The organism is Sphingomonas jejuensis, assembly GCF_011927695.1.
Classification (GTDB): domain Bacteria; phylum Pseudomonadota; class Alphaproteobacteria; order Sphingomonadales; family Sphingomonadaceae; genus Sphingomonas_K; species Sphingomonas_K jejuensis.
Genome location: NZ_JAATJE010000002.1, coordinates 717,405 through 744,329, shown reverse-complemented (window position 1 = coordinate 744,329; position 26,925 = coordinate 717,405). Strand labels below are relative to the sequence as shown.

27 protein-coding genes are annotated in these 26,925 nt (G+C 70.7%); 16 read left to right on the top strand and 11 right to left on the bottom strand.

What is annotated here, in order from left to right:
- Positions 1–4 precede the first annotated feature (4 nt).
- The gene (locus GGR88_RS13295) at positions 5–1,102 is read right to left on the bottom strand and encodes a DUF3667 domain-containing protein (RefSeq protein ID WP_167955826.1); all 1,098 of its coding nucleotides are present in this window, start codon (positions 1,100–1,102) and stop codon (positions 5–7) included.
- Between the two features lie 74 nt (positions 1,103–1,176).
- Between GGR88_RS13295 and GGR88_RS13290 the strand changes: the two genes are divergently transcribed.
- From GGR88_RS13290 to GGR88_RS13255, 8 genes are all read left to right on the top strand, one after another.
- Positions 1,177–1,785: a nicotinate-nucleotide adenylyltransferase gene (locus GGR88_RS13290; protein ID WP_167955824.1), complete on the top strand. Its 609-nt coding sequence runs from the start codon at positions 1,177–1,179 to the stop codon at positions 1,783–1,785.
- Positions 1,786–1,802: 17 nt separating this feature from the next.
- The gene (gene rsfS, locus GGR88_RS13285) at positions 1,803–2,216 is read left to right on the top strand and encodes a ribosome silencing factor (RefSeq protein WP_167955822.1); all 414 of its coding nucleotides are present in this window, start codon (positions 1,803–1,805) and stop codon (positions 2,214–2,216) included.
- Position 2,217: 1 nt separating this feature from the next.
- A complete protein-coding gene (locus tag GGR88_RS13280) occupies positions 2,218–2,637 on the top strand; it encodes a 23S rRNA (pseudouridine(1915)-N(3))-methyltransferase RlmH (RefSeq protein ID WP_167955813.1) in 420 nt (139 codons plus the stop codon).
- Positions 2,531–3,760 (top strand): murein hydrolase activator EnvC family protein, encoded by a 1,230-nt coding sequence (locus GGR88_RS13275; protein WP_167955811.1) that lies wholly within the window; start codon positions 2,531–2,533, stop codon positions 3,758–3,760. The genes GGR88_RS13280 and GGR88_RS13275 overlap by 107 nt, the downstream gene beginning before the upstream one ends.
- Positions 3,761–3,850: 90 nt before the next feature.
- A complete protein-coding gene (locus GGR88_RS13270) occupies positions 3,851–5,203 on the top strand; it encodes a S41 family peptidase (RefSeq protein ID WP_167955809.1) in 1,353 nt (450 codons plus the stop codon).
- A 2-nt stretch (positions 5,204–5,205) separates the two neighbouring features.
- Positions 5,206–5,703 (top strand): disulfide bond formation protein B, encoded by a 498-nt coding sequence (locus GGR88_RS13265; protein ID WP_167955807.1) that lies wholly within the window; start codon positions 5,206–5,208, stop codon positions 5,701–5,703.
- On the top strand, positions 5,700–6,224 hold the full coding sequence (locus tag GGR88_RS13260; protein ID WP_167955805.1) for a demethoxyubiquinone hydroxylase family protein: 525 nt from the start codon (positions 5,700–5,702) through the stop codon (positions 6,222–6,224). The genes GGR88_RS13265 and GGR88_RS13260 overlap by 4 nt, the downstream gene beginning before the upstream one ends.
- A 45-nt stretch (positions 6,225–6,269) precedes the next feature.
- A complete protein-coding gene (locus GGR88_RS13255) occupies positions 6,270–6,668 on the top strand; it encodes a hypothetical protein (protein ID WP_245196960.1) in 399 nt (132 codons plus the stop codon).
- A gap of 1,099 nt (positions 6,669–7,767) precedes the next feature.
- On the opposite strand, the gene GGR88_RS13250 is transcribed toward GGR88_RS13255, so the two are convergent.
- The 3 genes from GGR88_RS13250 to GGR88_RS13240 all read right to left on the bottom strand — a co-directional run bounded on the left by GGR88_RS13250 (position 7,768) and on the right by GGR88_RS13240 (position 10,361).
- Positions 7,768–8,076, bottom strand: a complete 309-nt coding sequence (locus GGR88_RS13250; RefSeq protein WP_342449805.1) for a transcriptional regulator — start codon at positions 8,074–8,076, stop codon at positions 7,768–7,770.
- Entirely contained in the window at positions 8,073–8,513 is a 441-nt protein-coding gene (locus GGR88_RS13245; RefSeq protein ID WP_167955803.1) for a hypothetical protein, read from the bottom strand. The genes GGR88_RS13250 and GGR88_RS13245 overlap by 4 nt, the downstream gene beginning before the upstream one ends.
- Before the next feature lie 87 nt (positions 8,514–8,600).
- Positions 8,601–10,361, bottom strand: a complete 1,761-nt coding sequence (locus tag GGR88_RS13240) for a DUF885 domain-containing protein (RefSeq protein ID WP_167955801.1) — start codon at positions 10,359–10,361, stop codon at positions 8,601–8,603.
- Positions 10,362–10,506: 145 nt separating this feature from the next.
- Here GGR88_RS13240 and GGR88_RS13235 point away from each other — a divergent pair, with 145 nt between their 5' ends.
- The 3 genes from GGR88_RS13235 (at position 10,507) to GGR88_RS13225 (ending at position 13,714) form a co-directional block, all read left to right on the top strand.
- Positions 10,507–11,757, top strand: a complete 1,251-nt coding sequence (locus GGR88_RS13235; RefSeq protein ID WP_167955799.1) for a putative DNA modification/repair radical SAM protein — start codon at positions 10,507–10,509, stop codon at positions 11,755–11,757.
- Between the two features lie 64 nt (positions 11,758–11,821).
- Positions 11,822–12,304, top strand: a complete 483-nt coding sequence (locus tag GGR88_RS13230; protein ID WP_167955797.1) for a hemerythrin domain-containing protein — start codon at positions 11,822–11,824, stop codon at positions 12,302–12,304.
- A 15-nt stretch (positions 12,305–12,319) separates the two neighbouring features.
- On the top strand, positions 12,320–13,714 hold the full coding sequence (locus GGR88_RS13225) for a UdgX family uracil-DNA binding protein (RefSeq protein ID WP_167955795.1): 1,395 nt from the start codon (positions 12,320–12,322) through the stop codon (positions 13,712–13,714).
- Between the two features lie 4 nt (positions 13,715–13,718).
- Here the strand turns inward: GGR88_RS13225 and GGR88_RS13220 are convergent, their stop codons facing one another.
- The 6 genes from GGR88_RS13220 to GGR88_RS13195 are packed head-to-tail and all read right to left on the bottom strand — an operon-like array spanning position 13,719 to position 21,047.
- Positions 13,719–15,206 (bottom strand): PH domain-containing protein, encoded by a 1,488-nt coding sequence (locus tag GGR88_RS13220; RefSeq protein WP_167955784.1) that lies wholly within the window; start codon positions 15,204–15,206, stop codon positions 13,719–13,721.
- The gene (locus GGR88_RS13215; RefSeq protein ID WP_167955773.1) at positions 15,203–15,697 is read right to left on the bottom strand and encodes a PH domain-containing protein; all 495 of its coding nucleotides are present in this window, start codon (positions 15,695–15,697) and stop codon (positions 15,203–15,205) included. The genes GGR88_RS13220 and GGR88_RS13215 overlap by 4 nt, the downstream gene beginning before the upstream one ends.
- On the bottom strand, positions 15,694–19,077 hold the full coding sequence (locus GGR88_RS13210) for a chromosome segregation SMC family protein (protein WP_167956253.1): 3,384 nt from the start codon (positions 19,075–19,077) through the stop codon (positions 15,694–15,696). Before GGR88_RS13210 ends, GGR88_RS13215 begins: the two co-directional genes overlap by 4 nt.
- A 22-nt stretch (positions 19,078–19,099) precedes the next feature.
- Complete coding sequence (locus GGR88_RS13205) at positions 19,100–19,831, bottom strand: thioredoxin domain-containing protein (RefSeq protein WP_167955771.1); 732 nt, start codon at positions 19,829–19,831, stop codon at positions 19,100–19,102.
- A 23-nt stretch (positions 19,832–19,854) separates the two neighbouring features.
- Positions 19,855–20,532 carry a thioredoxin domain-containing protein gene (locus GGR88_RS13200; protein ID WP_167955768.1) on the bottom strand — a complete coding sequence of 226 codons (678 nt, stop codon included), beginning with the start codon at positions 20,530–20,532 and terminating at the stop codon, positions 19,855–19,857.
- Complete coding sequence (locus tag GGR88_RS13195; RefSeq protein WP_245196958.1) at positions 20,529–21,047, bottom strand: DUF721 domain-containing protein; 519 nt, start codon at positions 21,045–21,047, stop codon at positions 20,529–20,531. Before GGR88_RS13195 ends, GGR88_RS13200 begins: the two co-directional genes overlap by 4 nt.
- Positions 21,048–21,073: 26 nt before the next feature.
- On the opposite strand from GGR88_RS13195, the gene GGR88_RS13190 reads away from it, so the two are divergent.
- Positions 21,074–22,099 (top strand): A/G-specific adenine glycosylase, encoded by a 1,026-nt coding sequence (locus GGR88_RS13190; RefSeq protein WP_167955763.1) that lies wholly within the window; start codon positions 21,074–21,076, stop codon positions 22,097–22,099.
- Positions 22,096–22,947 carry an NAD(+) diphosphatase gene (gene nudC, locus GGR88_RS13185; RefSeq protein ID WP_167955761.1) on the top strand — a complete coding sequence of 284 codons (852 nt, stop codon included), beginning with the start codon at positions 22,096–22,098 and terminating at the stop codon, positions 22,945–22,947. Before GGR88_RS13190 ends, nudC begins: the two co-directional genes overlap by 4 nt.
- Here nudC and GGR88_RS13180 read toward each other — a convergent pair.
- Positions 22,941–23,828: a prephenate dehydratase gene (locus tag GGR88_RS13180; protein ID WP_167955759.1), complete on the bottom strand. Its 888-nt coding sequence runs from the start codon at positions 23,826–23,828 to the stop codon at positions 22,941–22,943. The genes nudC and GGR88_RS13180 overlap by 7 nt on opposite strands.
- Before the next feature lie 134 nt (positions 23,829–23,962).
- On the opposite strand from GGR88_RS13180, the gene GGR88_RS13175 reads away from it, so the two are divergent.
- From GGR88_RS13175 to kynU, 3 genes are all read left to right on the top strand, one after another.
- Entirely contained in the window at positions 23,963–24,649 is a 687-nt protein-coding gene (locus GGR88_RS13175; RefSeq protein ID WP_167955757.1) for a c-type cytochrome, read from the top strand.
- A 155-nt stretch (positions 24,650–24,804) separates the two neighbouring features.
- Positions 24,805–25,698: an alpha/beta hydrolase family protein gene (locus GGR88_RS13170; protein ID WP_245196956.1), complete on the top strand. Its 894-nt coding sequence runs from the start codon at positions 24,805–24,807 to the stop codon at positions 25,696–25,698.
- A complete protein-coding gene (gene kynU / locus GGR88_RS13165) occupies positions 25,695–26,909 on the top strand; it encodes a kynureninase (protein ID WP_167955755.1) in 1,215 nt (404 codons plus the stop codon). Before GGR88_RS13170 ends, kynU begins: the two co-directional genes overlap by 4 nt.
- Positions 26,910–26,925: the final 16 nt, after the last annotated feature.

Sequence of the window (26,925 nt, the reverse complement as noted above, 5' to 3'; positions counted from 1 at the left end):
CCGTCTAGCCCAGCGCGCCCATCGCCAGCAGCAGCAGGAAGAAGATCACCATCGCCACCACGGCGAAGGTCGCCAGCGCGATCGTGCGCATGAAGGCATTGAACCGCCGGAGGCCGTATGTGCCGCGCAGCTGGCGGTACATGTGCACCGGCGGCAGCAGCAGCGCGATCGACCATGCGACCTCCGACGACAGGCCGACCGCCCAGGCGATTGTCAGCACCACGCCCATCAGCGTCATGAAGCCGAGCGAGTAGGTCACGAACACGGCATGATCGTAGACGTGGAAGCGCCGCCGCCAGGCGAACATCAGCCACACGAACGGCACGGAGATGGGGATCAGCGCCCAGCTGAACTTATAGGCGTTGGTCTGCATCTTGTAGAGCGCGAGGTTGGGGTTCGCGCGGAACTTGGCGATGCCCTTGTCCAGCCGCTTCCAGCCCGTCTCGGTCGGCGGCGCCTGCCCGAACGGATCGGCATTGGTCGTCCCGGTGCCCAGGATCTCGTTCATGATGATGCGGGTGCGGCGGTTCTCCTCCTCCACCGACGCGATCCGCCGGTCGATGGCGGCGGTGGAGGCGCCGCGTTCCGCCAGCGCCGCCTTTTCCACGGTCATCAGCCGGATGCTCTCGTCGTTCGCCGCGATCGACCGCGTCATCTCCGTGCGCGTTTCCGCCTGCGCCTCGGCCGACAGCGTGGGCGTGTGCAGGCTGCCGCCCAGCGCCTGGATCACCGCGAACATGGTGAAGATGCCGAACAGGAACAGCGCCATCGGCGACACGAAGCGCGCCCGCTCCCCGTCGATGTAGCGGCGCGTCAACTCGCCCGGCCGCCAGGCGAGCAGCGGCAGCGTGCGAAACGTCTTGCCCTCGAAATGGAGGACGCCGTGCGCGATGTCGTGCCAGATCGCGCCGACCGATCGGTGCAGGTGCGCGTGCTGGCCACAACTGTGGCAATAATCGCCCTGCAGCGCGGTGCCGCAGTTGAGGCAATCGGCCGGATGGGCATGCGTCGCATCATACGCCTCGCCCGCCCGCGGCTCCACCGCGCGCGCGCCGAGCGCACCCGTCATCACGTCGCCGATTGCGGCCGCTTCCCCCACCATGGCGCGATCCTAACGCAGGCTTTTGCCCGCGCGAAGGGGCTTTGGCGCGCCCGCCGACCCGCTATAGCCGGGGCATGACACGCACCGGGCTGCTCGGCGGCTCCTTCAATCCCGCGCATCGCGGCCACCGCCGCATCAGCATGGCATGCGTGCGCGCCGCGGCGCTGGATGAACTGTGGTGGCTGGTGTCGCCGGGCAATCCGCTGAAGGCGGACCGGCCGGACATGGCGCCGCTCGCCGCCCGCCTCGCCTCCGCCCGGCGGATGGCGCGCGGCACCCCGATCCGTCCGACCGCGATCGAGGCGGAGCTGGGCACCGTTTACACCGCCGACACGCTGCGGCGGCTCACCCGGCGCTACCCGCGGCGGCAGTTCCTGTGGATCATGGGCGCCGACAATCTCGCCGAGTTCCACCGCTGGCGCGACTGGCGGCGGATCGCGCGCACGGTCGTGATTGCGGTGGTGGCCCGTCCCGGCTATGATGGAGATGCCCGCGCGGCACCCGCGATGGGCTGGCTGAGGCGCTATGTCCGGCCCCGTGGCCGGGCGAGCGACTGGACGACGTGGAGCCTGCCGGCGATCATGTTTCTGGCTTTCCGCCCGGACCGCACCTCCTCCACCCGCCTGCGCGCGGCCAGGCCCCACTGGCACAGACCGCCCGCTCCCGCTATTGTGCGACCCTAGCATCCAAGGACCCCTGCTTGCCCGCACCCTCCGCTGTCACCCGTCCCGCCCCTGCCAACGACGCCGACGACGCGGCTGCGCTGCACCGGCTGATCCTGTCCTCGCTGGACGACGACCAGGCGGTGGACACCGTCTCGATCCCGCTGGAAGGCAAGAGCAGCATCGCCGACCACATGGTGATCGCCAGCGGCCGGTCGACGCGGCAGGTCGCCTCCATGGCCAACAAGCTGGCCGAGCGCATCAAGGCGGAGCTTGGCCGCACCACCCGGATCGAAGGCCTGCCGACGGCGGACTGGGTGCTGATCGACGCCGGCGACGTCATCGTCCACCTGTTCCGGCCGGAGGTGCGCTCCTTCTACAATCTGGAACGCATGTGGGCGTTCGGCGAAGCGCCGGAGCCCGCGCCGCCGCCCGGCCCCGCCCCGCACTGAGGTGCTGCTCCACATCGTCGCGCGCGGACGCATCGGCCGCGGCGCGGAGGCGGAGCTCGTCGACCGGTATCTGAAGCGCGTGTCGTGGCCGGTGAAGGTCACCGAACTGTCGGACAGCGCGGCGACGCCGCCCCCGGCTCCGGGCGCGGTCACCGTGCTGCTGGATGAAACCGGCGAACAGGCGTCCTCGCGGCAGATCGCCGCCCGGCTGGAACGCTGGCGCGACGACGGCCGGCGGGAAACGCGCTTCCTGCTGGGTGCCGCCGACGGGCATGGCGCGGCCACGCGTGCCGACGCGGACTGGAGCATCGCCTTTGGCCGAGCGACATGGCCGCATCTGCTCGCCCGCGCCATGCTGGCCGAACAGCTGTGGCGCGCGACCAGCATCCTCGCCGGCCATCCCTATCATCGGGAGGGGTGATCTGCGCGCGCTTGCCGCCCTGTCGCTCCTCCTGCTGATCGGCGCCGCCGCCGACCGGCGCGACCAGGCGGCGGACGCGGCCCGGCACGAGGCGGCGCGCAGCCGGTCCCAAGCTGCCGAGGCCGTCGCCGCCCGCTCCCGTGCCGCGGCCGCGCGGGCCGAGCGCGTCAGGCTCGCCGCCACCGTCCAGGATGCCGAGCGCGCGGTCGCGGCGGCGGACCGCGATGCCGCCGCCGCCCGCGAGCGTGCGGCGCAACTGGGCGCCCGGCTCGCCCGCGACCGCGCGCCGGTCGCGGCGCTGGTCGGCGGGATCCAGTCGGCCGCGCGCCGGCCGGCAATGCTGGCGGTGCTGCAGCCCGGATCGATCGCGGACCAGGTCCACCTGCGCGCGGTGCTGGCCACGGTGGTCCCGGCGGTGGAGGCGCGTACCGCCGTGCTCCGCAACCATGTGGCCGGTGCGCGCCGCGCGCGGGCGGAGGCCGACCGCGCAGCCGGATCCGCCACCGCCGCACACGCCGCGCTTCGCACCGCCATCGCAGCGCTGTCGGCCGCGGAACGGCGCGCCGTCGGCGACGCGCGCGTGGCGGACACGGCCGCCGCCCGCGCCGCCGAACGCGCCCTGGGACTTGGCGAGCGTGCCCGCACGCTCGGCATCTCGGCCGATCGGGAGGCACAGGGCACGGCCACGCTTGCGGCGCTCGCCGCTCTGCCCCCGCCCGCGCCGCCGCCGGGCGCGCCGCCCCGCCGCCTGCCGCCGGCCGATGCTTACCGCCAGCCCGTCATCGGCACGCTGGTCGCGGGCTTCGGGGAGTGGCTTGCCGGCGGCGCGGAAAACGGCCTTGCCTTCCGCGTTCGCCCCGGCGCGCTCGTGGTCGCGCCCGCGGCCGGCATCGTCCGCTATGCCGCACCCTTTCGCAGCTATGGCGGCGTCGTTGTCATCGACCATGGCGGCGGCTGGACCAGCACCCTGACGGGCCTGGCGCGGATCGGGCGCCGCGCCGGTGATCCGGTCGCCGCCGGCATGGCCCTGGGCGGTGCCATCGGCGATGATCGTCCGCTCCGGCTGGAGCTGCGGCGGGGTGGCCGCCCGGTGCCGCCGGCGCCGCTGGTCAGCCGGGGTTAACGCTGGCTCCTGCTTCTTCCACGCCCGCGCAAAAGCCTGTATCCGTTCAGGGAAAGCGCCGGCCCCTTGCCGCCCGCCTCGAGGATCCCGATGACCAAGCGTCCCGTTCGCGCTCCCCTCCTGACCGCTGCCCTGCTGCTTGGCGGCATCGCCCTTGTTCCCGCCACCACCGCCGGCCTCGCCGCCGTGGACAGCGCGACCTATCGCGAGCTCGACCAGTTCATGAACGTGTTCGAGCGGGTCCGCTCCGAATATGTCGACCAGGTCGATGACGAGACGCTGATCCGCGGCGCGATCGACGGCATGCTGTCGTCGCTGGACCCGCACAGCGGCTTCCTCGACGCGTCCGACTTCGACAACCTCACCGCGCAGACCGACGGCAATTATGGTGGCCTCGGCCTCACAGTCCAGATGGAGGACGGCGCGGTCAAGATCGTGACGCCGACGGAGGACACGCCGGCCTTCCGCGCCGGGCTGAAGGCGGGCGACTACATCACCCACCTGAACGGGGAACTCGTGTTCGGCGGCACGCTGGACGAGGCCGTGCGCCAGATGCGCGGCGACCCCGGCACCACCGTGCGCCTCACCATCGTCCGCCCGGGCCGTGATGAGCCGTTCGACGTCACCCTGACGCGCGAGGTCATCCAGCTGCGTCCGGTGAAGTGGGAAGTGCGCGACAATGTCGGCCTGATCAACATCAACGCCTTCTCCAACGACACGGGAGAGGCCGTGGTCGCCGCGGTGGAGGCCATCGACCGGCAGCTCGGACATCGGCCGCTCGGCTACATCGTCGACCTCCGGTCCAATCCCGGCGGACTGCTTCCGGAAGCGATCAAGGTGTCCGACGCCTTCCTGGAAGGCGGCGAGGTCGTGTCGCAGCGCGGGCGCGGGCGCGGGCGCGGCAACATCGAACGCTATTATGCCCGCTCCGGCGATGCGACCCACGGCCTGCCCATCATCGTGCTGATCGATGCCGGCTCCGCCTCCGCTGCCGAGATCGTGGCAGGCGCGCTTCAGGATCATGGCCGCGCGCTGGTGATGGGGGAACGCAGCTTCGGCAAGGGATCGGTGCAGACCGTCCTGCCCTTGTCGCAGAATTCGGCGCTCCGGCTCACCACCGCCCGCTACTATCTGCCGTCGGGCCGCTCGGTGCAGGAAGGCGGCATCGAGCCGGACATCGCCGTGCCGCAGCTGTCCGATGCTGACTACAAGACCCGCCCGCGCTTCCGCGAGGCGGATCTGCGGCGTCACCTCGTCAACGAGGCGAAGGTGGAAGACGGCGTGCTGGAGGAGGACGAGAAGGCGGATCCGCGCTTCGCCCAGACGGCCGAACAGCTCGAACGCGCCGGCATCGACGACTTCCAGCTCCATTATGCCATGCAGACGCTGCGCCGGCTCGCCGCCGCGCCTGCCGGCGGACGTCCGGCCGCGCGCCGGCGCTGACGGTGGACGCCGGCCCGGTGATCCGGCGCGCGCGCCTCCTCGCGCTGGCGGCGCCCGCGCTGTTGCTGGCGGGTGCGCTGTTGTTCCAGTTCGCCGGCGGCCTCTACCCGTGCGAGATGTGCGTGTGGCAGCGCTGGCCGCATGTCGCCGCCATTGGGCTGGCGCTGGCCGCGTTCGCCACGCGGGGCGCGCTCATGCGGGTGCTGGTCTTCTCCGCCGGGGTGGCGATCCTGGTCTCGGCGGGCGTTGCGCTGTTCCATGCCGGCGTCGAATATGGCTGGTGGGAAGGAATCACCGGCTGCGCGACCATGGGCGGCGGCGCCGGCCGGTCGGACGCGGATATCCTAGCGGACATCATGGCCGCGCCCATCATCCGCTGCGATGTCGCGCCGTGGAGCCTCTTCGGGATCTCGCTTGCCGGATACAACGCGATCCTGTCCGGTTTGTCCGGTGCGGTGGTGCTGCTGATGGTCGGCAAGGCGACAAGGAGCGTGCGATGACAAGGCTTGGATCTGTGGACTCGCGGTCGATGATCCGTGTCGACCAGGCAGGCGAGTTCGGCGCGACGCGCATCTATGCGGGTCAGCTCGCGGTGCTGGGCGATCGCCACCCGATCGCGCGCGAGATCGCGGGCATGGCCGCCGCCGAGGAACGCCACCGCAAGCATTTCGACCAGCTGATCGTGGAACGCGGCGTGCGCCCCACGCTGCTCACCCCCTTCTGGGATGTGGCCGGCTTTGCGCTCGGCGCCGTCACCGCCGCGATCGGCCCGGAGGCGGCGATGGCCTGCACCGCCGCGGTCGAGACGGAGATCGACAAGCATTATGGCGAACAGCTGCGCGAGCTTGGCGACAGCGATCCCGAGCTGTCCGCCGCGATCGCCGACTTCCAGGCCGAGGAGGCGGAGCACCGCGACCACGCCCTGGCGGCGGGGGCCGAGCGTGCGCCCGGCTATCCGCTGATGAGCGCGGTGATCCGGCTCGGCTGCCGCGCGGCGATCGCGGTCAGCAAGCGTATTTGAACCCCGCCCCGGCTGCTGCGTTGGCGTATGAAGGAAGGTAGGATCATGATGGTGAAGTCTCTCGGCCTGGCAGGCGCGGCGCTGGTCGCGGCGCTCTCGGTGCCTGCCCCCGTCGCCGCCCAGGCCGGCAACGAGCGGGTGGTGGTCGTGTTCGGCAACGATCCCTGCCCCACCAACTCCAGCGGCGACGACATCACCATCTGCGTCCGCCGCGACGAGAACGAGCGCTACCGCATCCCGCAGGAACTGCGCGAACCGATCAACAGCCCGGAAAACGAAAGCTGGGCGTCGCGCGCGCAGGCCTATGAATATGTCGGCGCCAGCGGCACCAACAGCTGCTCGCCCACCGGCGCGGGCGGCTGGACCGGCTGCTATCAGCAGATGGTCCGCCAGGCGCGTGAGGAGCGCCGCCAGGCGACCGGCAACCCCGATCCCGTTCCCTAGGACGCTGGCGGCGGCTCACCTCCGCCCTTCAGGCCATCCGCTACGTGGCCGCGCAGGCGCTGCTGGAGCAGAGCAACTGGGCAGCAATGTGGGGGAAGAGGCGCGCGACATCGCGGCCAACCTCGTCCAGCAGATCAAGGGCTCCACGACTTGCGCGATCCTGCCCCACGCGCCCACGATCATCCGGCGGCGCAGCAAGGGGCGGCGGGGTTGTCCCAAAAACCTGCTCGAGCACGAGGGTAAGAGCATGACCGCCAAGGAGCTGGCGGCTCTGTGCGGTGTCTCGGCGCCGCAGCCGGTCAAGCGCTGGCGCGCTGGTCAGAGGGAACGGCTCTGGTGGAGCGGCGATCCCCCGGAAGGCCCAAGAGGCAGGCTTAGGGTGCGGGAACGGCGATGTTGGTGAAGGCGCTCTCAACGCGCTCCACGGTGATCCGGGCTGACGACCTTCTTGACTGATGCGCGACGCCAAGCTGGAGGACCTATAATCCGCCAGCCGCGACTTGCTTACCGTGAGCCGCCAACTGGCCTTCTGATCATCTCAACACGCTGTAGCCCTCTTGGTGAGGGAAACACAAAGAAGATACGTTCGCCCTGAACTTCAACAAATCGACAAGAGGTGCGCCTCCCAGAAACCACGGCGCAGAGGTTAGCCCCATCTATGACGAAGTTAGCTTGGAAATCGACGTGAGCGTTGGCATGATATCGGCCCCCCGCTCGAAATGACTCCAGATAGTACCGTGCGATTTCAGGATTTGCTGCCGTGAAAACGTAGCCGACTACGGCTCTTCGGAGAGCCGTATCACGTAGTCTGACAGCATTCTCGTGGTTCGGTGTGGCTGCTGCTGCCGAGAGCGCGACGATACCAGACGAAACTGTTAAGATGACCGCTCTAAACAATGTTTCAGGCTCCATTCATGGCTTCATGTCGAGCATCGGACACATGGTTCTATTGTCAACTACATTACAGACTTAATCAGCTTTATACTGAATGATCTGACTACGAAGCTGGCGAGCTCTGATTGATCATCGAAGCGCTTTGAACGTGCTACTCGGTGCTCCGGCTCACCACCTTGGCTGGCTCGTGCGTGATCTGTCCCGCTTACTCCGCCGCCATCTGCCCTGCGGCCGCGACCAGCGCCTCCAGGGCAGCCATGTGGCGCCGGAAGGCGGCGCGTCCCGCGCGTGTCGCCGACGCCCATGTCCGCTGCCGGCCGTCCTGCGCGGCCTTCCTCAGCGTCACATAGCCCGCCTCTCCCAGCGCGGAGAGATGCTTGGACAGCACGGAATCGCTGACGCCGGTCGTTTCCCGCAGCAGCGCGAACTCCGCCTCGCTGACATTTGCCATCACCGCCATGATCTGCAGCCGCGCCGGCGCGTGGATGACGGGATCGATCCCGTCCCGGCTCACGCGCCCAGCTCCTCGCGGTAGACATATTCCCACAGGATGCTGCCGCCGAGTGCGACCGGCAGCGTCACCGCCGCCGCCAGCAGCGGCGCCCAAACCATGTCATGCTCGACGCGCAGATATCGTCCGGCAAATCCGATCGCCAGCACCAGCACCACGGTCGGCACGATCACCCACAAGGTGCGTCCCGCGCGGTAGCCGTTGACGAACATGCCGTCGCGCGCCCGGTCGCGCCGGATGACCAGGGCGACACCCAGGAGGACCAGCACGGCCGTGCCGATCTGCCACAGGGGCGGCAGGGCGAGGTTTGCGGCCGCCACCGCCATCAGCGCCGCCGCCGCCAGGTGCCGGCCGATCGACCAGCGCGTCCGTGTCGCCAGCCGCCGCTGCGCCCCGCGCGCACCCGCCAGCGCGTCGCGTGCCTCGTCGATCCCCGTCATCGCCGGTCCTCCTTCGCTTTCCGTTATGGAAAGCGAACTAGCCCTGACTTTCCGGATTGGCAAACGGTAACTTTCCGTCTCGGAAAGTTACTCCGCGGCCCGCCGCGAGGTGATCCAGGCGTCAACCTGGCCCTCAAGCACGTCCAGCGGCACCGCGCCCTGCTCCAGCACGGCATCATGGAACCCGCGGATGTCGAACCGCGGCCCCAGCGCCTGCTCCGCCCGCGCGCGCAGCTCCCGGATGCGGATCTCCCCCACCTTGTAGCCCAGCGCCTGTCCCGGCCAGCTGATGTAGCGGTTGACCTCCGCATCGATGTTGGCGGCGCTCAGCGCGGTGTTGTCCGCCATGAAGGCGACGGCGCGGTCCTTGTCCCAGCCAAAGGCATGGATGCCGGTGTCCACCACCAGCCGGCATGCCCGCCACATCTCGTAGGACAGCCGCCCCATCTTCTCGGCCGGCGTGGTGTAGAGGCCCATGTCCTCGCCCACCCGCTCCGCATACAGGCCCCAGCCTTCGACAAAGGCAGTGAAGCCGGCGGCGTAGCGGCGGAAGTCGGGCAGGTCGAGCTCCTGCTGCAGCGCGATCTGGTGGTGGTGCCCCGGCACCGCTTCGTGCGCGGTCAGCGCGGGCAGCTCGTAGAGCGGCCGCTGCGGCAGCTTCGACGTGTTGACATAATAGGTGCCGGCAATGCCGCTCGGCGGGCTGCCCGGCCCGTAATAGGCGGTGGTGGTGCCCTCCGCCGTCTCGGCAGGGATCGCGCGCACGCCATAGGGCAGCCGCGGCAGCCGCCCGAAGAAGCGCGGCATCAGCCCGTCGATCCGCTTCGCCTGCCAGGCCGCCGCCGCCAGCAGCTGCTCGGGCGTGGTCGCGTAGTAGCGGGCGTCGGTGCGCAGCTGCTCCACGAACGCCGCGCGCCCGGCAAAGCCCGCCTCGCGCGCGACCGTCTCCATCTGCGCGCGGATCCGCGCGACCTCCGACAGGCCCAGCTCGTGGATCGCCTGCGGCGACATGTCGGTGGTGGTCTCCGCCGCCACCCGGAACGCGTAATAGGCCGCACCCTCGGGCGTCGACGACACGCCGACATTCTGGCGGCAGCGCGGCAGATACTCGTCGCGGAAGAAGCTGGCGAAGCCGGCAAAGGACGGCTGCAGCTGTTCGGTGATCAGCGCCCGCGCGCGTCCCTGCAGGTTGCGCCAGGCCGCCTCGCTGACATCGGCCGGCCGCGTCCGCGTGAACGGCTCGTAGATGCGTGACTGCGCGGGATCGTCGACGATCACGCCGCTCACGCTCTGCTCGAACCCGCCGAGCGTCACGCAGGGTTGCGCCAGACCGCCGGTCGCCGCTGCCCGGCTGATCGCGATCACCTCCGCCATCTGCGCCGGGAACTTGGCCAGCCGCGTCAGATAGCTTTCGTAATCGCGCGCCGACTGGAACGGCAGGTTGTCGGCCATGCCCGCAACCGACTGCACGGGGTTGTAGTAGCTGGTGAACAGCACCTGCCGCTGGGGAAATCGGTTGCCGTCCACCGTCTCGCGCAGCATCCGCGACAGCACGGCCTTGTTGGTCCGCCCGGCCGCGTCCAGCCTCGCATCGGGAATGGCGTCCAGCCGCTGGAGGAACGCCGCCGCCTCGGCCGCCTGCCGGTCCGCCTGCGCCAGGCTGTAGTCGCCGATCTCCGCATCATAATCGCGCACGCCGATCGAGGTCGCGAACACCGGGCTGTTGCGCAGGTACCAGGCCCAGTGGTCGGCGATCACGCGGGCAAGATCGTCCTGCGGTGCCGCCGCCGCGCCCACCGGCGTCGCCAGCAGGACGCCCGCCATCAGCGCACTCAAAAACTTCGCCATCAATGCCCCCTGATCCTTTGGCCGCAGCCTATCGCCGCATCTCCGCGCGCGCCAGCCGCACCTGATCGGCGGCCTTCCGCGCGCTTGTGCGTTATTCTCCAGTGCCTTGCTGGACTTGGCCGGCACGCGAACGTAAAAGGAACACATGGCCCAGTTGGACGTCCGCCAGAAGCTTGAGATCCTCGCGGACGCGGCGAAATACGACGCGTCCTGCGCGTCGTCGGGCACGGCCAAGCGCAACTCGTCGGATGGCAAGGGGCTCGGCTCGACCGAGGGCATGGGCATTTGCCACGCCTATGCGCCCGATGGCCGTTGCATCAGCCTGCTGAAGATCCTGCTGACCAACAGCTGCATCTTCGACTGCCATTACTGCATAAACCGAAAGAGCTCGAACGTCCGCCGCGCGCGCTTCACCGCCAAGGAGGTCGTCGACCTCACCATCAGCTTCTACAAGCGCAACTATATCGAAGGGCTGTTCCTGTCCTCGGGCATCATCCGCTCGTCCGACTACACGATGGAGCAGATGGTGGAAGTCGCGCGCTCGCTGCGTGAGGATCACGATTTTCGCGGCTACATCCACCTGAAGACGATTCCCGATGCCGACCCCGCGTTGATCGAGGCGGCCGGACGCCATGCCGACCGCATCTCCATCAATGTGGAGCTGCCGACCGCGTCGGGGCTGAAGCGGCTTGCGCCCGAAAAGTCGGAAGCGCGCATTGAAGGCGCGATGACCGGCATCAAGGGCGCGATCCTCGACGGCAAGGACGCGGCCAGGCGCTACAAGTCCGCTCCGCGCTTTGCGCCCGCCGGCCAGTCCACGCAGATGATCGTCGGCGCTGATGCCGCGACGGACGGCGACATCATCCACCGGGCAAGCGGCCTCTACGACCGCTTCACGCTGCGGCGCGTCTATTATTCGGCGTTCAGCCCGATCCCGGACGCCAGCGCGGTGCTGCCGCTGAAGCGCCCGCCGTTGATGCGCGAGCACCGCCTCTACCAGTCCGACTGGCTGATGCGCTTCTACGATTACCGCGCGGACGAGGTCGCCGCGGCGGCCGACGACACAGGCATGTTGCCGCTTGACATCGACCCGAAGCTCGCCTGGGCGCTCAAGCACCGCGATCGCTTCCCCGTGGACGTCAACCGCGCCCCGCGGGAGGCGTTGCTGCGCGTGCCGGGGCTCGGCGTGCGCGCGGTCAACAACATCCTTGTCTCGCGCAAATGGCGGCGCCTTCGGCTCGACGATCTGAAGCGGCTCACCGTGTCGCTGAGCAAGATCCGCCCGTTCATCGTTGCGGAGGACTGGCGCCCGCTGCTCCTGTCCGACCGGGCCGAGCTGAAGCCACTGGTCGCGCCGGTCGCAAAGCCGGACCAGATGGAGCTGTTCGCCGCCTGAGAATGGATCGCGGGTGAAACAGCCGGCCCCTGTCCGGGTTGTGTCGGCTGAAGGAGCCCCGACCATGTCCGATGCCGCATTGTTCGACCGCCTGAAGCAGGACCACGATCTTCACCGCCGGCTGCTCGACCAGATCAGCGCCGCCGAGGCCGCGGAGGAGCGCAAGTCGCTTCTCGACAAGTTCCGCGTCGAGGTGACGGCGCATGCCGCGGCGGAGGAGGAGACGCTCTACGCCACCATGTTGTCCGAACCCGACCTGCGCCACGACGCGCAGCACAGCGTGTCCGAGCACAAGGAGATCGACGATTTCCTCGAGGAGATGGCCGACCTCGATCCCGCGTCGGATGCCTGGCGGGAGACGTTCGGCAAGATGAAGCACCGCTACACGCACCACATTGACGAGGAAGAGGAAGACATGTTCCCGGAGGCCGACAAGGAGCTTCCGGACGCCAAGCTTGCCGAGCTCGGCGCCCGCTTCGAGGAGCGCAAGCCTGCCGAACTCGATCGTGCCGAAAAGGGCGTCGACCAGGGTGACGAGCGCGACTGAGGCTCGTTCGGCGCGATGAGGGCGGTCAGCCTCGACAGCGAGGATGTTTTCGACGGATGGCGTGATGCCGCCCGCGCGCTCGCGCTGGCAAGCGTGCCGCCCGACGAGGTTGTCTGGACTGTCGGGGCGGGCGGCGCGGGCGACCTGTTCGCGGACGAGGTTCCGCCGGAGCCCGTGTCCGCCGGCGCCTTCAACGTCCCCCGCCCCTTCGTCGACCTCGCGAAATCGGTCATCGACCATGCCGATCCCGAACGCTTTGCGCTCCTCTACCAGGCGCTGGTCAGGGTCCGGCAGCAGCCCGGCGCGATGGAGGACCGGGCCGATCCGCTGTTCCGCCGGCTCGACGGCATGGCCCGCGCGGTCAGGCGCGACATGCACAAGATGCGCGCCTTTCTCCGCTTCCGCGAGGTGGAGGAGGAGGGCGGCACGCGCTTCGTCGCCTGGTGGGAGCCCGACCATCATATCGTCCGCACCAACGCCGGCTTCTTCGTGCGCCGGTTCGCCTCCATGCGCTGGTCGATCCTGACGCCGGAGCTGTCGCTGCACTGGGACGGCGAGGTGCTGAAGGAGGGGCCCGCCGCCAGCAAGGCCGACGCGCCGGAGGGCGACCCGATCGAGGATGTCTGGAAGGCTTATTACTCCAGCATCTTCAATCCGGCTCGGCTGAAGACGGGCGCGATGCTGCGCGAAATGCCGAAGAAATACTGGAAGAACATGCCGGAAACGGCACTGGTGCCCCAGCTCATCGCCGGCGCCCAGGCACGGGAGGCAGCGATGATCGACACAGCGCGCGCGGCGGTGGGCGGCAACAGCACGGTTGCGCTCGATGCGCTGCGCGAGGAAGCGGCCGGCTGCACCCGCTGCCCCTTGTGGAAGCCGGCGACCCAGACCGTGTTCGGAGAGGGCGCGGCCACCGCGCAGATGATGCTCGTCGGCGAACAGCCGGGGGACCAGGAGGATCTTGCCGGTCGCCCCTTCGTGGGTCCGGCCGGCCAGGTGCTCGACCGTGCGCTGGCCGAAGCCGGCATCGACCGTGGCACCACCTACGTCACCAATGCGGTGAAGCATTTTAAGTTCGAGACGCGCGGCAAGCGGCGCATCCATTCAAAGCCCGGCGCCGGGGAGATCGACGCCTGCCGCTGGTGGATCGATCAGGAACGCGACCTGATCCGCCCGAAGATGACGGTGGCGCTCGGCGCGACCGCCGCGCGCTCGCTGCTCGGCCGGGTCGTCACCATCGGGCGGGAACGCGGCCGGGTGATCGAGCTTCCGGGCGGCAGCGCCGGCTATGTCACCATCCATCCCAGCTATCTGCTGCGCCTGCAGGACAAGGCGGCGGCCGACGACGAATATGCCCGCTTCGTGGAGGAACTGCGCGCGGCGCAGGCGGCGATGGCCGCCGCCGGCTGACCGGTCAGCCGCGCCGCCCGATCAGGAGCGCCGCCGCCAGCCGGCGCGCGTCGTCCGGCACCAGCCCCGACACCACCGGCACCGTGTAGGTCGATGCGCCCGCCACGTCGACGATCACGCTCGACAGGCCGATCGCCCGTTCGATCCAGCCGCGCCGGATCGTCACCGACTGGATGCGCCGCATCGGCACAATGACGTGGCGGATGCCCAGGATGCCGTTCCTGACGTGCAGTGCGCCCTGCTCGATCGCATGACGCTCCCCCCGCCACGCGAGCCAGCCGACCGCCAGAATAGGAATCAGCACCACCGGCACCAGCGGCAACGTCCAGGGCACAAGCACGCCGAGCACCACCATCGGCGTCAACATGGCCGTCAACAGCCGTCCAGACCGCTGCAGCACCATCAGCCCGTGCCCCCGTCGCCACCCCGCCGGCGCGGCGTCGAGGTGAAGGAGGTCGGTGATGCGGTTGATCTCCTCACTCCGGGCAAGCGGCGCGACGACATGGCTCCCGCCCATCTCGCTCGCCCCGCCGATCGTCCCCAGTTCCACCCGCCGGTATTTCATCAGCCGCAGCAGGAGCGGCGCCTTCAGGATCACGCGCTGCACCCGGCCGCGCGGCACCTGCACCTCGCGGATGGTGAGCAGCCCGCGGCGCACGCGGAACGCCGCGCCGGACCAGCTCAGCCGGAACCCGAAATCGCGCAACAGCGCCAGCACGATGCCCGTGACGAACCCCAGCACCAGGGCCGCGCCCACCAGGCTCGCCACAAAGGCTGCCGTCGCCAGCATGCGGGCGCCGGTTGCGGCTTCGCGCGGATCGATGCGCCGGCTGCCCACCTGCTCGCGGATGAAGTCGTAGACGTCGTACCGCGTCCCTTCGACCAGCGGCTCCACATATTGCAGCGCGCCGAAGATCACCGCGATCGACACCAGTGAAAAGCCCAGCACGCCCGACAGCACCACGCGGCTGATCGGCATCGCGTAGATCAGCTGATCGGGCGGCGACGCCGCCACCTCCGTGGCGGCGGCATCGGTCGCGGGCGCCGCGCCGCGCCAGCCGCGGATCGCCGCGCGCAGACGCTCCACCTCGGCAAGCGTCACGACATCCAGCGTGCCCTCGTCCTTGCCGCCGCCGCCGGTCTCCACCTTGACCAGCGCCGTGCCCGTCGCGCGAGCGATCGGCCCGCGCTCGACATCGATGTCCTGCACGCGCTCGAACGGAATGACCCGGCGCTGGCGGCTGATCACGCCCTGTTCGATCACCAGCGCGTCGTCGCCAATCGTGTAGCGGAACCGCATCCACTTGATCGTGGGAACCAGGATCAGCCCGGCAAGGATCAGGAAGGCGATCGGCACGGACACGAACGGCCGCTCCGCAAAGGCGATGCTGCCGAAAATGGGCAGCAGCGCCAGGATGGAGCTCCGGATGCTGTCCAGGATGCCGGTGATGAGCGAGGCGGGATGAAGCCGCCGCCCGCCCTCCGCGCTCACTCCGCCTCCCGGCGGATGTGGAGCCGGATTTCGTCGCGCAGCCGCTCCGCCTCGGGCAGCGCGAGGCCCGGGATGGTCACGGCGGCACCATGTGTGCCGGCCGTGTGGACGACCAGCTCGGCCAGGCCGAAGCGCCGGGCGATCGCGCCCTGGCCGACGTCGATATGCTGCACGCGCTGAAGCGGAACAATGCTGTGGGTGCGCGTCAGCACGCCCCGCGCGACGTTCAGCTCGTCGCCGTCCAGCCGATATCCCCATGCGTTGAAGCGGCGCGCCGGGCTCACCAGGACCCAGCTGATCAGCAGCAGCGCTATGCCGCTCGCGATCGCGCCGAACGCGAAATCGAACCTGCTGCTGAGCACCGCGTCGGCAACGACGGCCGCGACCAGCAGCGGCAGCGCCGCGACGAGCGAGCCAAGCCGCAGCACCGTGCGATAGCGCGGGTCGAGCGGGTCCAGCGCCTCTCCCGCCAGCGTCTCCGCGGCGCTCATTCGGCTGCCATCAGCGCCTCGGCGCCGCCAAGATCGACTGAGACCAAGCGGCTGACCCCCCGTTCCACCATCGTCACCCCGAACAACCTGTGCATCCGCGACATCGTCACCGCGTTGTGCGTGACCACGAGGTATCGTGTCTCCGTGTCCAGCGCCATAAGGTCGAGAAGATCGCAGAAGCGCTCGATATTGGCGTCGTCCAGGGGCGCATCCACCTCGTCGAGCACGCAGACGGGGGCGGGAGCGGTCAGGAACAGCGCAAAGATCAGCGCGACGGCGGTCAGCGCCTGCTCGCCGCCTGAAAGCAGCGACAGCGATTGCAGCCGCTTGCCGGGCGGCTGCGCCATGATCTCCAGCCCCGCCTCCAGGGGATCGTCGGCGTCGATCAGCGCCAGGTGAGCCTCGCCGCCCTGGAACAGGGTCGAGAACAAGCGGCGGAAATGACCATCGACCGTCTCGAAGGCGGCAAGCAGCCGTTGACGCCCCTCGCGGTTCAGGGCGCCGATGGACGCGCGCAGCGCGGCGATGGCGGCAACCAGATCGTCCCGCTCCGCCGACCGGGCGCTCACCGCCTCGCGCAGCTCCGCCAGCTCCGCCTCGGCGACCAGATTGACCGGCCCCATCCGCTCTCGCTCGGCAAGCAACCGGTCATGCCCGTCGGATTCGGCCGCCGGGGTCCCGACATCGGCAGGATCGAACCCTGCGACGGCGGGCAGGGCAGCCGCGGGACACGAGAACCGCTCGCCCGAGATGCGACCCGTCTCCACACGCCGCGCGATTGCCCCTTCCTCGCGGGCAGAGGCACCTGCCCTGGCTTCGCGCGCGCTGGCCAGCGCCTCGCTGATCGCAGCCGCCTCTCCATCGAGCCGGGCCCGGTCCGCTTCCGCAACATGCAGCCGTTCCGCCGCTTCGGACGCCATCTCGGCGGCCTGGCGATGCCGCTCCGCGATCAGCGAGGCTTCCGCGTCGAGGCGGGCCGGCACGTCGCTCAGCGCCGCCGTTTCCTCCCCGATCGCCGCGCCTCGCGTCGAGATCTCGTTCAGGCGGCGCGCCGCCTCGGCGGAGCGATCCGTCCAGCCATGCAGGTCGCGTTTGACGGCGGCCTGCCGGTGTTCGATCGCGGCCAGCGCCTGCCGGGATGCGCCGTCCTCCGCACGCAGGCGGGCGGCCTCGCTCCGCGTCCGGTGTGCGACCGCCGCCAGCGGAGCGAGTGCGGCATGGCTGTCGCCCTGCGTGGCCAGCGCCGCCAGCGCTTGCTCCGCCGCGGCAACGTCCGTCCCCGCGCTGTCCCGCTCCGCTTGGGCGCGCCGACGACGCGCCTCCATGTCGGCGGCCTGCGCCACGGCGCGCTCGATCAGGCCTGCCAGGCGATCGGCCTCGCGCCGCGCGGCTCTCCCCCGATCTTCCGCCTCCAGCATCGCCGCGCGGGTTGATGCCGCGCGCCGGCCAGCGTCGGTGAGCGCTGCGGCCACCGCCTCCGCCTCGGTTCGCGCAACAAGAGCCTGTCGTTCCCGCGCCGGCAGGCTTTGCTCCAGCTCTCGACGGCGGTTCTCGCGCAGCAGGACCGCTGCCGTGTCGGCATTGGTGCCCTCCGTCACCAACCCGTCCCACCGCCGAACGCGTCCCGCCGGCGTGACCACGCTCCGGCCGATGGCCAGCGGCGCCCCGTCATCTTCCGACACCAGGCGGATCGACCGCAATCGCGGCCGGAGCGCGGGCGGCGCCGTCACCACCGCGTCCAGGGTGTCCTCCCCATCCGTCTCGAGGGCGGTCGGCGGCGTTCCGCTCCATGCGGCCACCGGAAAATCGACGTCGGCACCAAGCGCGGCGGCAACCGCCAGTTCGAGCCCCGCGGGCGCATCGATCTCGTTCGCAAGCCGATCCTGCGTCAGCGCGGATCGCCTCGCCGTCTCCAGCGCCGCGGCTTCGGTCCGCATCGCCTTCACCTCGGCAAGGGTTGACGACAACAGGGCATCGGCTTGCGCACGCGCGGCGACGAGCCGCGCATGCTCCTCCTCGATCGCGACGATCTCCCGCTGCGCCATCTCGACGGCGGCCGCCGCGCTGCTCTCCTGCGCCTGCGAAACGGCCAGCGCGTCGCCCAGCAGGTCGGGATTCACCAGCGAGGCGGAAGCGGACTCGACCCGGTCCAGTTCGATGCGCGCGGCATCGGCGCGGCGCCTGGCGGTGAGCAGGATGCCCTCGGCGATGCGGACGTCGGCGTCCTGCGCGGCCTTTGCGGCCTGCGCCGCGGCCAGCGCAGCATCCGCGGCGGCCGCGGCTCGGTCCGCCTCATCCTGGCTGCGCGCCGCTTCAGCGCGCCGTTCTTCGGTCGCGGCCAGCTGCGCCTTCAGGTCGGCCGCCTCCATCGCCAGCCGCGACATGGCATCGACGGCATCCGCCGCGAGCCGCTCCTCGCGCGTGCGATCATGGTCGAGCGCGGAGCGGGCGCGGCCGAGTTCGCTCAGTCGGCGCTCCGCCTCGCCACGACGCGCGGCGACGGCGGCCGCCTGATGCGACAAGGCCGTCGCCTCTCCGCGTGCGGCTTCTGCCGCCGATCGCGCCGCCGTCAGCGCGGCAACCGCCTCCCTGAGACGGATAGTTGCAGCCGCATGCGCGGTACCAAGCCGTTGCACCTCGTGCTCGGCGGATTGGGCCTCGGCGCGGGCAGCCGCCTCCACGGCGCTCGCATCCCGCCAGCGCGAATGCAGGAGCCGCGCCTCCGCGATCCGGATCCGCTGCCCGATCGCGCGATAGCGCTCCGCCGCCCGCGCCTGTCGCACCAGCACCTGCGCGCGCGCTTCCATCTGGACCACGGCCTCCCCCACCTGGTCCAGATTGGCCTCCGTCGCGCGCAGCCGGGCCTCGGCATCGCGCCGCCGCACGTGCAGGCCGACGATCCCCGCGGCCTCCTCCAGCATGGCGCGCCGCTCTGCCGGGCGCGCCGCGATGATCGCGCTGATCCGCCCCTGGCTGACGAGCGCGGGGGAGTGCGCGCCCGTCGACGCGTCGGCGAACAGCAGGGCGACGTCGCGGGCACGCGCGTCCCGGCCGTCGATCCGATAGGCCGAGCCGGCTCCCCGCTCGATCCGCCGGACGACCTCCATCTCCTCGCCGTCCGCACGCCAGCCGTGCAGCCCCACCTCCGCCGCACCGCGCTGCGGGCGGGTGGCGGTGCCGGCGAAGATCACGTCGTCCATTCCGGTGCCGCGAAGCGATCGGGCCGACCCTTCACCCATCACCCAGCGGAGGGCTTCCAGCAGGTTCGACTTGCCGCAGCCATTCGGCCCGACGATCCCGGTCAGCCCGGGACCGATCAGAAGCTCCGTCGGATCGACGAAGCTCTTGAAGCCTTGAAGCCTCAGCCGTTCGAACCGCATGCCCCCCATGCGACCGTCGAAATCAGCCGCCGGCGGCGCGGATCAGCGGCTCGAGCGCCTGCCAGTTGGTGACCTGCTGGAGCTCGCCGTTGATCAGGAATGCCGGCGTGCCGGGGATCTGATACTCCTCGTTTGCCCGGCGCTGCATGGCGACCAGCTCGCTCACCGCCTGCTCGTCGGCCAGGCAGGCGTCGGCGCGCTGGCTGCCAAGTCCGCGCTGCGCATAGAAGTCCTTCAGGCCCAGCTCATTGGCGATGGCGGCATATTGCTGCGCCTGGGGAAGGTTGCCGATCCGCGTCAGCGTCTCGGTGCTCAGGTTCTGCGCCTGCTCCAGCAACGCAGGCTGGTTGTCATAGGTCTGCTCGGTCAGCTGCAGATAGGGTCCGGCACCCTGGCACCGGGTCAGCAGCGACGCCGCCAGGTCGATCGGATCGCGGACATAGTTGCGCAGCTCCAGGCTCACCGTGCCCTTGGAGACGTAGTTGTCGATCAGCGGGCGGTACCCGGCTTCCGCGAAATCCTTGCAGACATGGCAAGTCAGCGAGGCATATTCGACCAGCTTCACCGGCGCATTCGGATTGCCGACCAGAAAGCCGCCATCGGCGGTCTTGGTGACGGTTTCGGCCCAGTTGCCGGCGGATGCCGACGCGTTGGTCGGGGCCGCCGTGTTGGCGGCGGTGCCGTTTTCGGTCGACGTGCCGCCGCAGGCGCCAAGCGCCAGAACAGCGACGGAAAGAAGGAGAAAGCGCGGCATCATCGGCTCCGTTTCAAAGGGGGTCAGCGGGTGGCGAGCAGCTGCGCCCGCAGGCTCGGCCAGTCGTGGGCGGTCGCCAGCGGGCGGCCGTTGAGCTTGAAATAAGGGGTGCCCGGAATGGCTTCCGTACGCCACGCCTGCTGCGACAGGCGGGTGAGCGTCGACCGGTAGCCGACGTCGGCGAGCGCCGCGTCGATCTGGCTGGCGCTGTGACGATTGCGCTCCATCAGCGCGATCAGGCCTGCACCGCGCGCCACCTCGACCAGCGCCAGCGGCGGCGGAAGCGTCGCGAGACGGGCCGACTCGGCCTGCAGGAACGCGCCGCCTGTCTCCAGCCATTGCGGCTGCGCGGCGAACAGCACGGCGCTGTTCGCGAACACGCGCGACGGACCGCCCGTCCGCGCCAGCAGCGCGGCGGCAAGGTCCAGCGCATCGCGCACGGCCGGGAACAGCTCCACCGCCAGCGATCCGCGGGAGACGAACTCGGTCGCGAGCGGCCCGGACGCCTCGCCGGAGAAATGCGCGCAGTGCGGGCAAGTGTAGCTGAGATATTCGGTCAGCCGGCGCGGCGCCGCCGGATTGCCGAGCAGCGCCGTTCCCGCCGGGGTGACCGACACGGCCGGTCCGGCGCCACGGCGCTGCGCAAAGGCGGGCGACGCTAGGGCCACCGCAGCGCCGGCGATGAACTCGCGCCGCTTCATCCGACCCTCGGCAGGCCGCTGGAGCGCGCCACGCCGGCCGCAAGCGATTCGAGCACGGCGCGCAGCTCCGGATCGGAAACGGCACGCAGGCTGTCACCCATCTCGACGGGCACCTGCGCCTGGTCCGGTGCCGTGGGCCTTGCGACAGCTGGACGGCGCAGCGGCGAGCCAGTCCGGATCGAGACGCGCGACACGGCCGTGTATCCGAAAAAGCGGTTCACCCGCTCCACAATGGTCGGCGCGACATGCTGCATCATCGGTCCATGCGCGCCTTCGACCGTCAGCCTGAGCACGCCGTCGGCGCGCTTGCCGGCCGGAAACCGGATCGATTCGGGTGCCGACACCGCGGCATAGCGGGCGCCGACGATCTCCGCCCAGCGGCTCACCACCGACGACTGGATGAAGCCGAACCGCCGAAACGCCTTGTCGCCGACGGCCGGCACGATGTCGGCGACGCGAACGGCATGGTTGCGGCGCTCGGGCTCGGTCGGTCGTGTCGGGGAGCGTTTCGTCATTTCCTGCTCCATGCCATAGCCGACCCATGCTCGTCGACACGCCCGACGCGGTCGCCCCGCAGCTGCTTGCCTGGTATGATCGTCACGCGCGCGCCCTTGCCTGGCGCAGCCCGCCGGGCGCCCCGCCGCCGGACCCTTATGCCGTGTGGCTGTCGGAGGTGATGCTGCAGCAGACCACCACCGTCGCCGCGGCGCCATTTTTCAGGCGCTTCCTGGAACGCTGGCCGACGGTGGAGGCGCTGGCCGCCGCGCGCGACGACGACGTCATGGCCGCCTGGGCGGGCCTCGGCTACTATGCCCGCGCCCGCAACCTCCTGGCCTGCGCGCGCGCCGTGACGCAAGGCGGTGCCGGCTTCCCGGACACGGAGGCGGCGCTGCGCGACCTCCCCGGGATCGGTGACTACACCGCGGCCGCCGTCGCGGCGATCGCCTTTGACCGGCCGGCGACCGTGGTCGACGGCAACATCGAACGGGTCGTGTCGCGGCTGTTCGCCGTCGCCGATCCGCTGCCGGGTGCAAAGGCGCGGCTCCGCACGCTCGCCGCGACGCTGACGCCGGACCGCCGGCCCGGCGATTACGCGCAGGCAATGATGGACCTCGGCGCGACCATCTGCACGCCGCGCTCCCCCAAATGCATGATCTGCCCGCTGCACCTGCTCTGCGCGGGACGGGCGAGCGGCGCGCCGGAACGCTTTCCGGTGAAGGCGGCGAAGATCGCTAAGCCGAGGCGCTTCGCCAGCGCCTTCCGGGTCGAGCGCGCGGGATCGATCCTGCTGGTGCGCCGTCCCGATCGCGGGTTGCTCGCCGGAATGATGGCGCTGCCTACCGGCCCCTTCGCCGACGCGCCGCCCGGCGACGCGGGCGCGCCCTTCGCGGCAGACTGGCAGGGCCGCGGTGCAGCGGTGCGGCACGTGTTCACGCATTTCGAGTTGTCGTTGCAGGTCATGGAGGCGGCGCCGCCGCCGGCATTCGAGGGAGGCACCTGGTGGCCGATCGACCGGATCGCGGAGGCGGGGTTGCCGACATTGTTCAGAAAGGCGGTGGCGGCATGATCGGCTTCACCGGGTCGCCGCTCGACCGGGCGGATCACCTCCGGGCAGATCCCGAGCGAGTGGCGGCGCTGGCGCGCGCGCCGGGGTCGTTGATGGCCAAGTTGACGCTGCTGGACCCCGTTCTGGACGAGGACGGGCGCCTTGCCTGGGTCGAGCCGGAGGGCGAGCCGCTGGCGTTTCTGGGCTTTATCAACGGCATAGCCCGCTTCGCCCTGCTGTCCGGGGAGCGCGGCGCGGCGCGGCGTACGTCGGGGCTGTCGGCGCTCCTCGATCGCATGCCGCCTGACGAGGCGGCGACCTATGCGCTCGCCCGCAGCCTGGTGGACTGGCACGCGCGGCACGGCTTTTGCGCCACCTGCGGCGGCAAAACGCACCCGATCCGCGCCGGCTGGGCGCGGGCCTGCGCCGCATGCGGGGCCGAGCATTTCCCGCGCACCGATTCGGTCGTGATCATGCTGGCGGAGCATGGCGGCGACGTGCTGCTGGGCAGGCAGCCGGCCTTCCCTCCCGGCCGCTATTCCGCGCTCGCCGGGTTCCTGGAGCCGGGCGAAGCGATCGAGGAAGCGGTCGCGCGCGAGCTGAAGGAGGAAGCGGGCGTGGTCGCCACCCATGTGCGCTATGTCGCCAGCCAGCCCTGGCCCTTTCCGTCATCGCTGATGATCGGCTGCATCGCGACCGTCGCCGACCGGCACATCACCGTGGACCGGACGGAGCTGGAGGATGCGCGCTGGTTCAGCCGCGCGGCGCTGGCCGCCGCGATGGCGGGCGCGCCCGACGCCGCGTTCGGCGTGCCGCCGCCTTATGCGATCGCGCACAGCCTGATGGCGGCCTGGCTGGCCGGTCAGTAGGTGCGGGCGCGCGCCTGCGGATAGCTGCCGAGCAGGCGCACCCACTTGCTGTGGAAGGCCAGCTCCTCCAGCGCGCGGTCGACGCCGGGGTCGCCCGGGCGACCTTCGATGTCGGCGTAGAATTCGGACGGCGCGAAGCTGCCTTCGCGCTGGTAGCTTTCCAGCTTGGTCATGTTGACGCCGTTGGTGGCAAAGCCGCCCAGCGCCTTGAACAGCGCGGCGGGCACGTTGCGCACGGCGAACATCAGGCTGGTCATCGCGGGACCGTCGACGGCCGCCGCCGCGTCGCGGGCGAGCACCAGGAAGCGCGTGGTGTTGTGCGCGGCATCCTCGATCCCCTCGGCCAGCAGATCGAGCCCGTAGAGCTCGGCCGCGAGCGCAGGGGCGATGGCGGCGACATGTCGGTCGCCCGACGCCGCCACCGCCGCCGCGGCGCCGGCGGTGTCGGCATGCGGCACCGGCCGGATGCCCCGCGCGCGCAGCCAGTGCCGGCACTGGCCGAGCGCCTGCGGGTGGCTCAAAACCTCGCGCACGTCGCCCCCGGCATGGCCGATCAGGCAGTGGCGGATGCGCAGGAAATGTTCGGCCACGATCGACAGCCCCGATTCGGGCAGCAGGAAGTGGAGGTCGGCGACCCGGCCGTGCAGCGAATTCTCGATGGGCAGCATGGCGCGCTCCGCCCGCCCGTCGCGCACCGCATCGACCGCATCCTCGAACGAGAAGCAGGGAAGCGGCAGCGCCGCGGCATCGTGTTCGCGCACGGCAAGGTGCGAATTGGCGCCCGGCGCGCCCTGAAAGGCAATGGCGCGGGCGGGATCGGCGGCCGCCGCCGCCGTCAGCGCGTCGACCAGGATGCGGGCAGGCGGGGCGTAGCTCTCCATCGACCCGCCTTAAGGCAGCGGGTGCCGCCGCGCGCAAGCCCGGCTTGCGGAGCGAAAGCGCCGCTTCTATGGAAACCGCGCCTCCCTCTCAGGCATTACATCCTCTTCTCGCGGCAAGGGTTTCAAAGCGCGTCATGGACAATCGCACCAACACGATCGCGGGATGGGTTCTTGCCGCCGGGATCGTCGCGCTCGGATCCGGCATCGTGGCCTCCGAAGCGTTCCATTCCGAACGTCCGGAGACGATGGGCTACCCGATCGAGGGCGTGGTCGAAGAGGGCGCGGGCGGTGCCGCCGCGGTTGAGCCGATCGCCAATCGCCTGGCCAATGCGGACGTCGCCAAGGGCGAGCAGGTGTTCGCCAAGTGCGCCGCCTGCCACAACGCCACCAAGGGCGGGCCGAACGGCATCGGGCCCAACCTGTGGGGCGCGATGTTCAAGCCGCACGGCCATGTTCCCGGCTTTGCCTATTCCGAAGCGCTGAAGGCGGTTCCGGGCACCTGGACCTGGGAAGCGATGGACGAGTGGCTGACCTCGCCGCGCCGTTACGCCGAAGGCACCAAGATGACCTTCGCCGGCCTCAGCGATCCGCAGGACCGCGCCAACATCATCGCCTATCTGAACCAGCAGAGCGACGCGCCCGCGCCGCTGCCGGCGGCGGTGCCGGCGGCCGACTCCGCGGCCGAAGGCGCCGAGGCAGCGCCGACCGGCGGCCAGAAGGCGGCGGACGTCAACTCGTCTGAGGCGACACCCGCCCCCGGCGCCCCCAGCCAGGACGACGCCGCGCAGGAGCGCGCGGCCGACCAGGGCCTGACCAAGTAACGACCGCCGCGCGCCGGCATCGGGTCGTCTCGGCCCGCATGGCTGGCGCGGCCCTGCCCGTCGCCGGGTCCGTCCGGGTCGCGTGGTGGAGCTGATCGGCCATCGATCGGCCCATCGGCCTTGACCCGCATGCCTTCGTGCGGACAGTCGGGACGATGCGCCTCACTCTCCTCCCCATCCTGCTGCTGCCCGGCTGCGCCGCGATGACGGCGGCGCCGACGCCGATGACCTGGGACGATCTGGCCGCGATGCCGCAGGGTGCGCCCGACCAGACGATCTCCTATGGCACCGACGAGATGCAGCGGATCGACCTCTGGCGTCCCGCCGGGCCCGGTCCGCACCCGACCGTCCTGATGGTGCACGGCGGATGCTGGACCACCGCGATCGCCGACCGCAGCATCATGAACCCGATCGCCGCCGACCTGCGTGCCCGCGGCTTTGCCGTGTGGAACATCGATTATCGCGGCGTCGATCGGCCGGGCGGCGGCTATCCCGGCACCTTCCAGGACGTGGCCGCCGCGGCGGACCGCCTCAGAACGGACGGGCCGCGGCTGGGGCTCGACACGGGCCGGATCGTGGCGGTGGGGCACAGCGCGGGCGGGCACCTGGCGCTGTGGCTGGCCGGACGACCTCGCCTGCCGGCTGGAAGCGCGCTGAGGACCGCCGACCCGCTGCCGATCGCGCATGTCGTCAGCCTGGGCGGTCTGCCCGATCTGGCGCGGGCCACAGCGGAGACGCAGGGCTGCGGCCCCGAGCCGGTCCGAGCCCTGATCAGCACGGGTCGGGCCGATCCGCTCGCCGACATCTCCATCCCGCGGCTGGCGCCGCTGGGCGTGCCGCAGACGCTGGTCAACGGCGATGCCGACCGCATCATCCCGACCGATTTCGCAACCGGATACCAGCGCGACATGCGCGCGGCGGGCGACCGGGTGGCGGTGGAGATCGTGCCTGGCACAGGTCATGTCGAGCTGGTCGCGCCGACCACGGCCGCCTGGGCGCGCACGGTGGCGGCGATCGAGCGGGCGACCGGGCGGACGGCGCGGCCATGACCCGCGACGAGGCCCGGGCCGCGGATGCGCGCGATCCGCTGGGCGGCGTCCGCGCGCGGTTCCGGCTGCCACCGGACGTCATCTACCTGGACGGCAATTCGCTGGGCGCGCTGCCCGCGACCACGCCGGGCGCGATGGCGGCGGGGGTGGAGACCGCCTGGGGAAATCGACTGATCCGCAGCTGGAACGAGGGCTGGGTCGAGGCGCCGCGCCGCATCGGTGATCGCATCGCGCCGTTGATCGGCGCCGCGCCGGGCGAGGTGATCGCATGCGATTCGACCAGCGCCAACCTTTACAAGCTGATCGTGGCCGCGCTGCGGGCGGCGGGCGGGCGCACCACCGTGCTGAGCGAGGCGGGCAATTTCCCGACCGACCTGCATGTCGCGGAGGGCGCGGTCGCCGCCGTGCCGGGCGCGCGGCTGCGGGTGGTGGCGCGCGACGACATCGCGGACGCGCTGGACGCGGACACCGCGCTCCTTCTCCTTACGCACGTGCATTATACCTCCGGCCGGCGGTTCGACATGGCGGCGGTGACGGCGGCCGCGCACGACATGGGCGCAACCGTGCTGTGGGACCTCAGCCATTCGGTGGGGGCGGTGGCGGTGGACCTTAACGGCGCGGGCGCGGACCTGGCCGTCGGCTGCGGGTACAAATATCTGAACGGCGGGCCGGGCGCGCCGGCCTTCCTGTTCGTGGCAGAGCGGCACCAGGCGCGGCTCGCCAATCCCCTGTCAGGCTGGTTCGGCCATGCCGAGCCGTTCGCCTTCACCGACGATTACCGCCCGGCCGACGGCATCGACCGCTGGCTGTGCGGAACCCCGCCGGTGCTGGGCCTGATGGCGCTGGAGGCCGGCATCGCGACCTTTGACGGCGTGACGATGGCGGCGCTGGAGGCGAAATCGGCCGCGCTGTTCGATCTGTTCCGCGCCCGCGGCGAGGCGGCGGGGCTCCACTGCATCACGCCCGTCGATCCCGCCGGGCGCGGATCGCACATCAGCTTTCGCCACCCCGAGGCCTGGCCGATCAACAGCGCGCTGATCGAGGCCGGGGTGATCGGCGACTTCCGGACGCCGGACGTGCTGCGGTTCGGCCTGACGCCGCTCTACACCGGCTTCGAGGATGTGTGGCGGGCGACCGAGACGCTGGGCGCGATCATGGCCGACGGGCGCTGGCGTGCGGCCCGCTATGCCGAAAAGGCGCGCGTGACCTGACGGCGGCGCCCGCCGC

What these genes read in the sequence shown, in the direction of transcription:
- GGR88_RS13295 (WP_167955826.1), bottom strand. Translation starts at nt 1,102, where the DNA reads ATGGTGGGGGAAGCGGCCGCAATCGGCGACGTGATGACGGGTGCGCTC.
- GGR88_RS13290 (WP_167955824.1), top strand. Translation starts at nt 1,177, where the DNA reads ATGACACGCACCGGGCTGCTCGGCGGCTCCTTCAATCCCGCGCATCGC.
- GGR88_RS13270 (WP_167955809.1), top strand. Translation starts at nt 3,851, where the DNA reads ATGACCAAGCGTCCCGTTCGCGCTCCCCTCCTGACCGCTGCCCTGCTG.
- GGR88_RS13260 (WP_167955805.1), top strand. Translation starts at nt 5,700, where the DNA reads ATGACAAGGCTTGGATCTGTGGACTCGCGGTCGATGATCCGTGTCGAC.
- GGR88_RS13255 (WP_245196960.1), top strand. Translation starts at nt 6,270, where the DNA reads ATGATGGTGAAGTCTCTCGGCCTGGCAGGCGCGGCGCTGGTCGCGGCG.
- GGR88_RS13245 (WP_167955803.1), bottom strand. Translation starts at nt 8,513, where the DNA reads ATGACGGGGATCGACGAGGCACGCGACGCGCTGGCGGGTGCGCGCGGG.
- GGR88_RS13240 (WP_167955801.1), bottom strand. Translation starts at nt 10,361, where the DNA reads ATGGCGAAGTTTTTGAGTGCGCTGATGGCGGGCGTCCTGCTGGCGACG.
- GGR88_RS13235 (WP_167955799.1), top strand. Translation starts at nt 10,507, where the DNA reads ATGGCCCAGTTGGACGTCCGCCAGAAGCTTGAGATCCTCGCGGACGCG.
- GGR88_RS13230 (WP_167955797.1), top strand. Translation starts at nt 11,822, where the DNA reads ATGTCCGATGCCGCATTGTTCGACCGCCTGAAGCAGGACCACGATCTT.
- GGR88_RS13225 (WP_167955795.1), top strand. Translation starts at nt 12,320, where the DNA reads ATGAGGGCGGTCAGCCTCGACAGCGAGGATGTTTTCGACGGATGGCGT.
- GGR88_RS13215 (WP_167955773.1), bottom strand. Translation starts at nt 15,697, where the DNA reads ATGAGCGCCGCGGAGACGCTGGCGGGAGAGGCGCTGGACCCGCTCGAC.
- GGR88_RS13210 (WP_167956253.1), bottom strand. Translation starts at nt 19,077, where the DNA reads ATGCGGTTCGAACGGCTGAGGCTTCAAGGCTTCAAGAGCTTCGTCGAT.
- GGR88_RS13205 (WP_167955771.1), bottom strand. Translation starts at nt 19,831, where the DNA reads ATGCCGCGCTTTCTCCTTCTTTCCGTCGCTGTTCTGGCGCTTGGCGCC.
- GGR88_RS13200 (WP_167955768.1), bottom strand. Translation starts at nt 20,532, where the DNA reads ATGAAGCGGCGCGAGTTCATCGCCGGCGCTGCGGTGGCCCTAGCGTCG.
- GGR88_RS13195 (WP_245196958.1), bottom strand. Translation starts at nt 21,047, where the DNA reads ATGACGAAACGCTCCCCGACACGACCGACCGAGCCCGAGCGCCGCAAC.
- GGR88_RS13190 (WP_167955763.1), top strand. Translation starts at nt 21,074, where the DNA reads ATGCTCGTCGACACGCCCGACGCGGTCGCCCCGCAGCTGCTTGCCTGG.
- nudC (WP_167955761.1), top strand. Translation starts at nt 22,096, where the DNA reads ATGATCGGCTTCACCGGGTCGCCGCTCGACCGGGCGGATCACCTCCGG.
- GGR88_RS13180 (WP_167955759.1), bottom strand. Translation starts at nt 23,828, where the DNA reads ATGGAGAGCTACGCCCCGCCTGCCCGCATCCTGGTCGACGCGCTGACG.
- GGR88_RS13175 (WP_167955757.1), top strand. Translation starts at nt 23,963, where the DNA reads ATGGACAATCGCACCAACACGATCGCGGGATGGGTTCTTGCCGCCGGG.
- GGR88_RS13170 (WP_245196956.1), top strand. Translation starts at nt 24,805, where the DNA reads ATGCGCCTCACTCTCCTCCCCATCCTGCTGCTGCCCGGCTGCGCCGCG.
- kynU (WP_167955755.1), top strand. Translation starts at nt 25,695, where the DNA reads ATGACCCGCGACGAGGCCCGGGCCGCGGATGCGCGCGATCCGCTGGGC.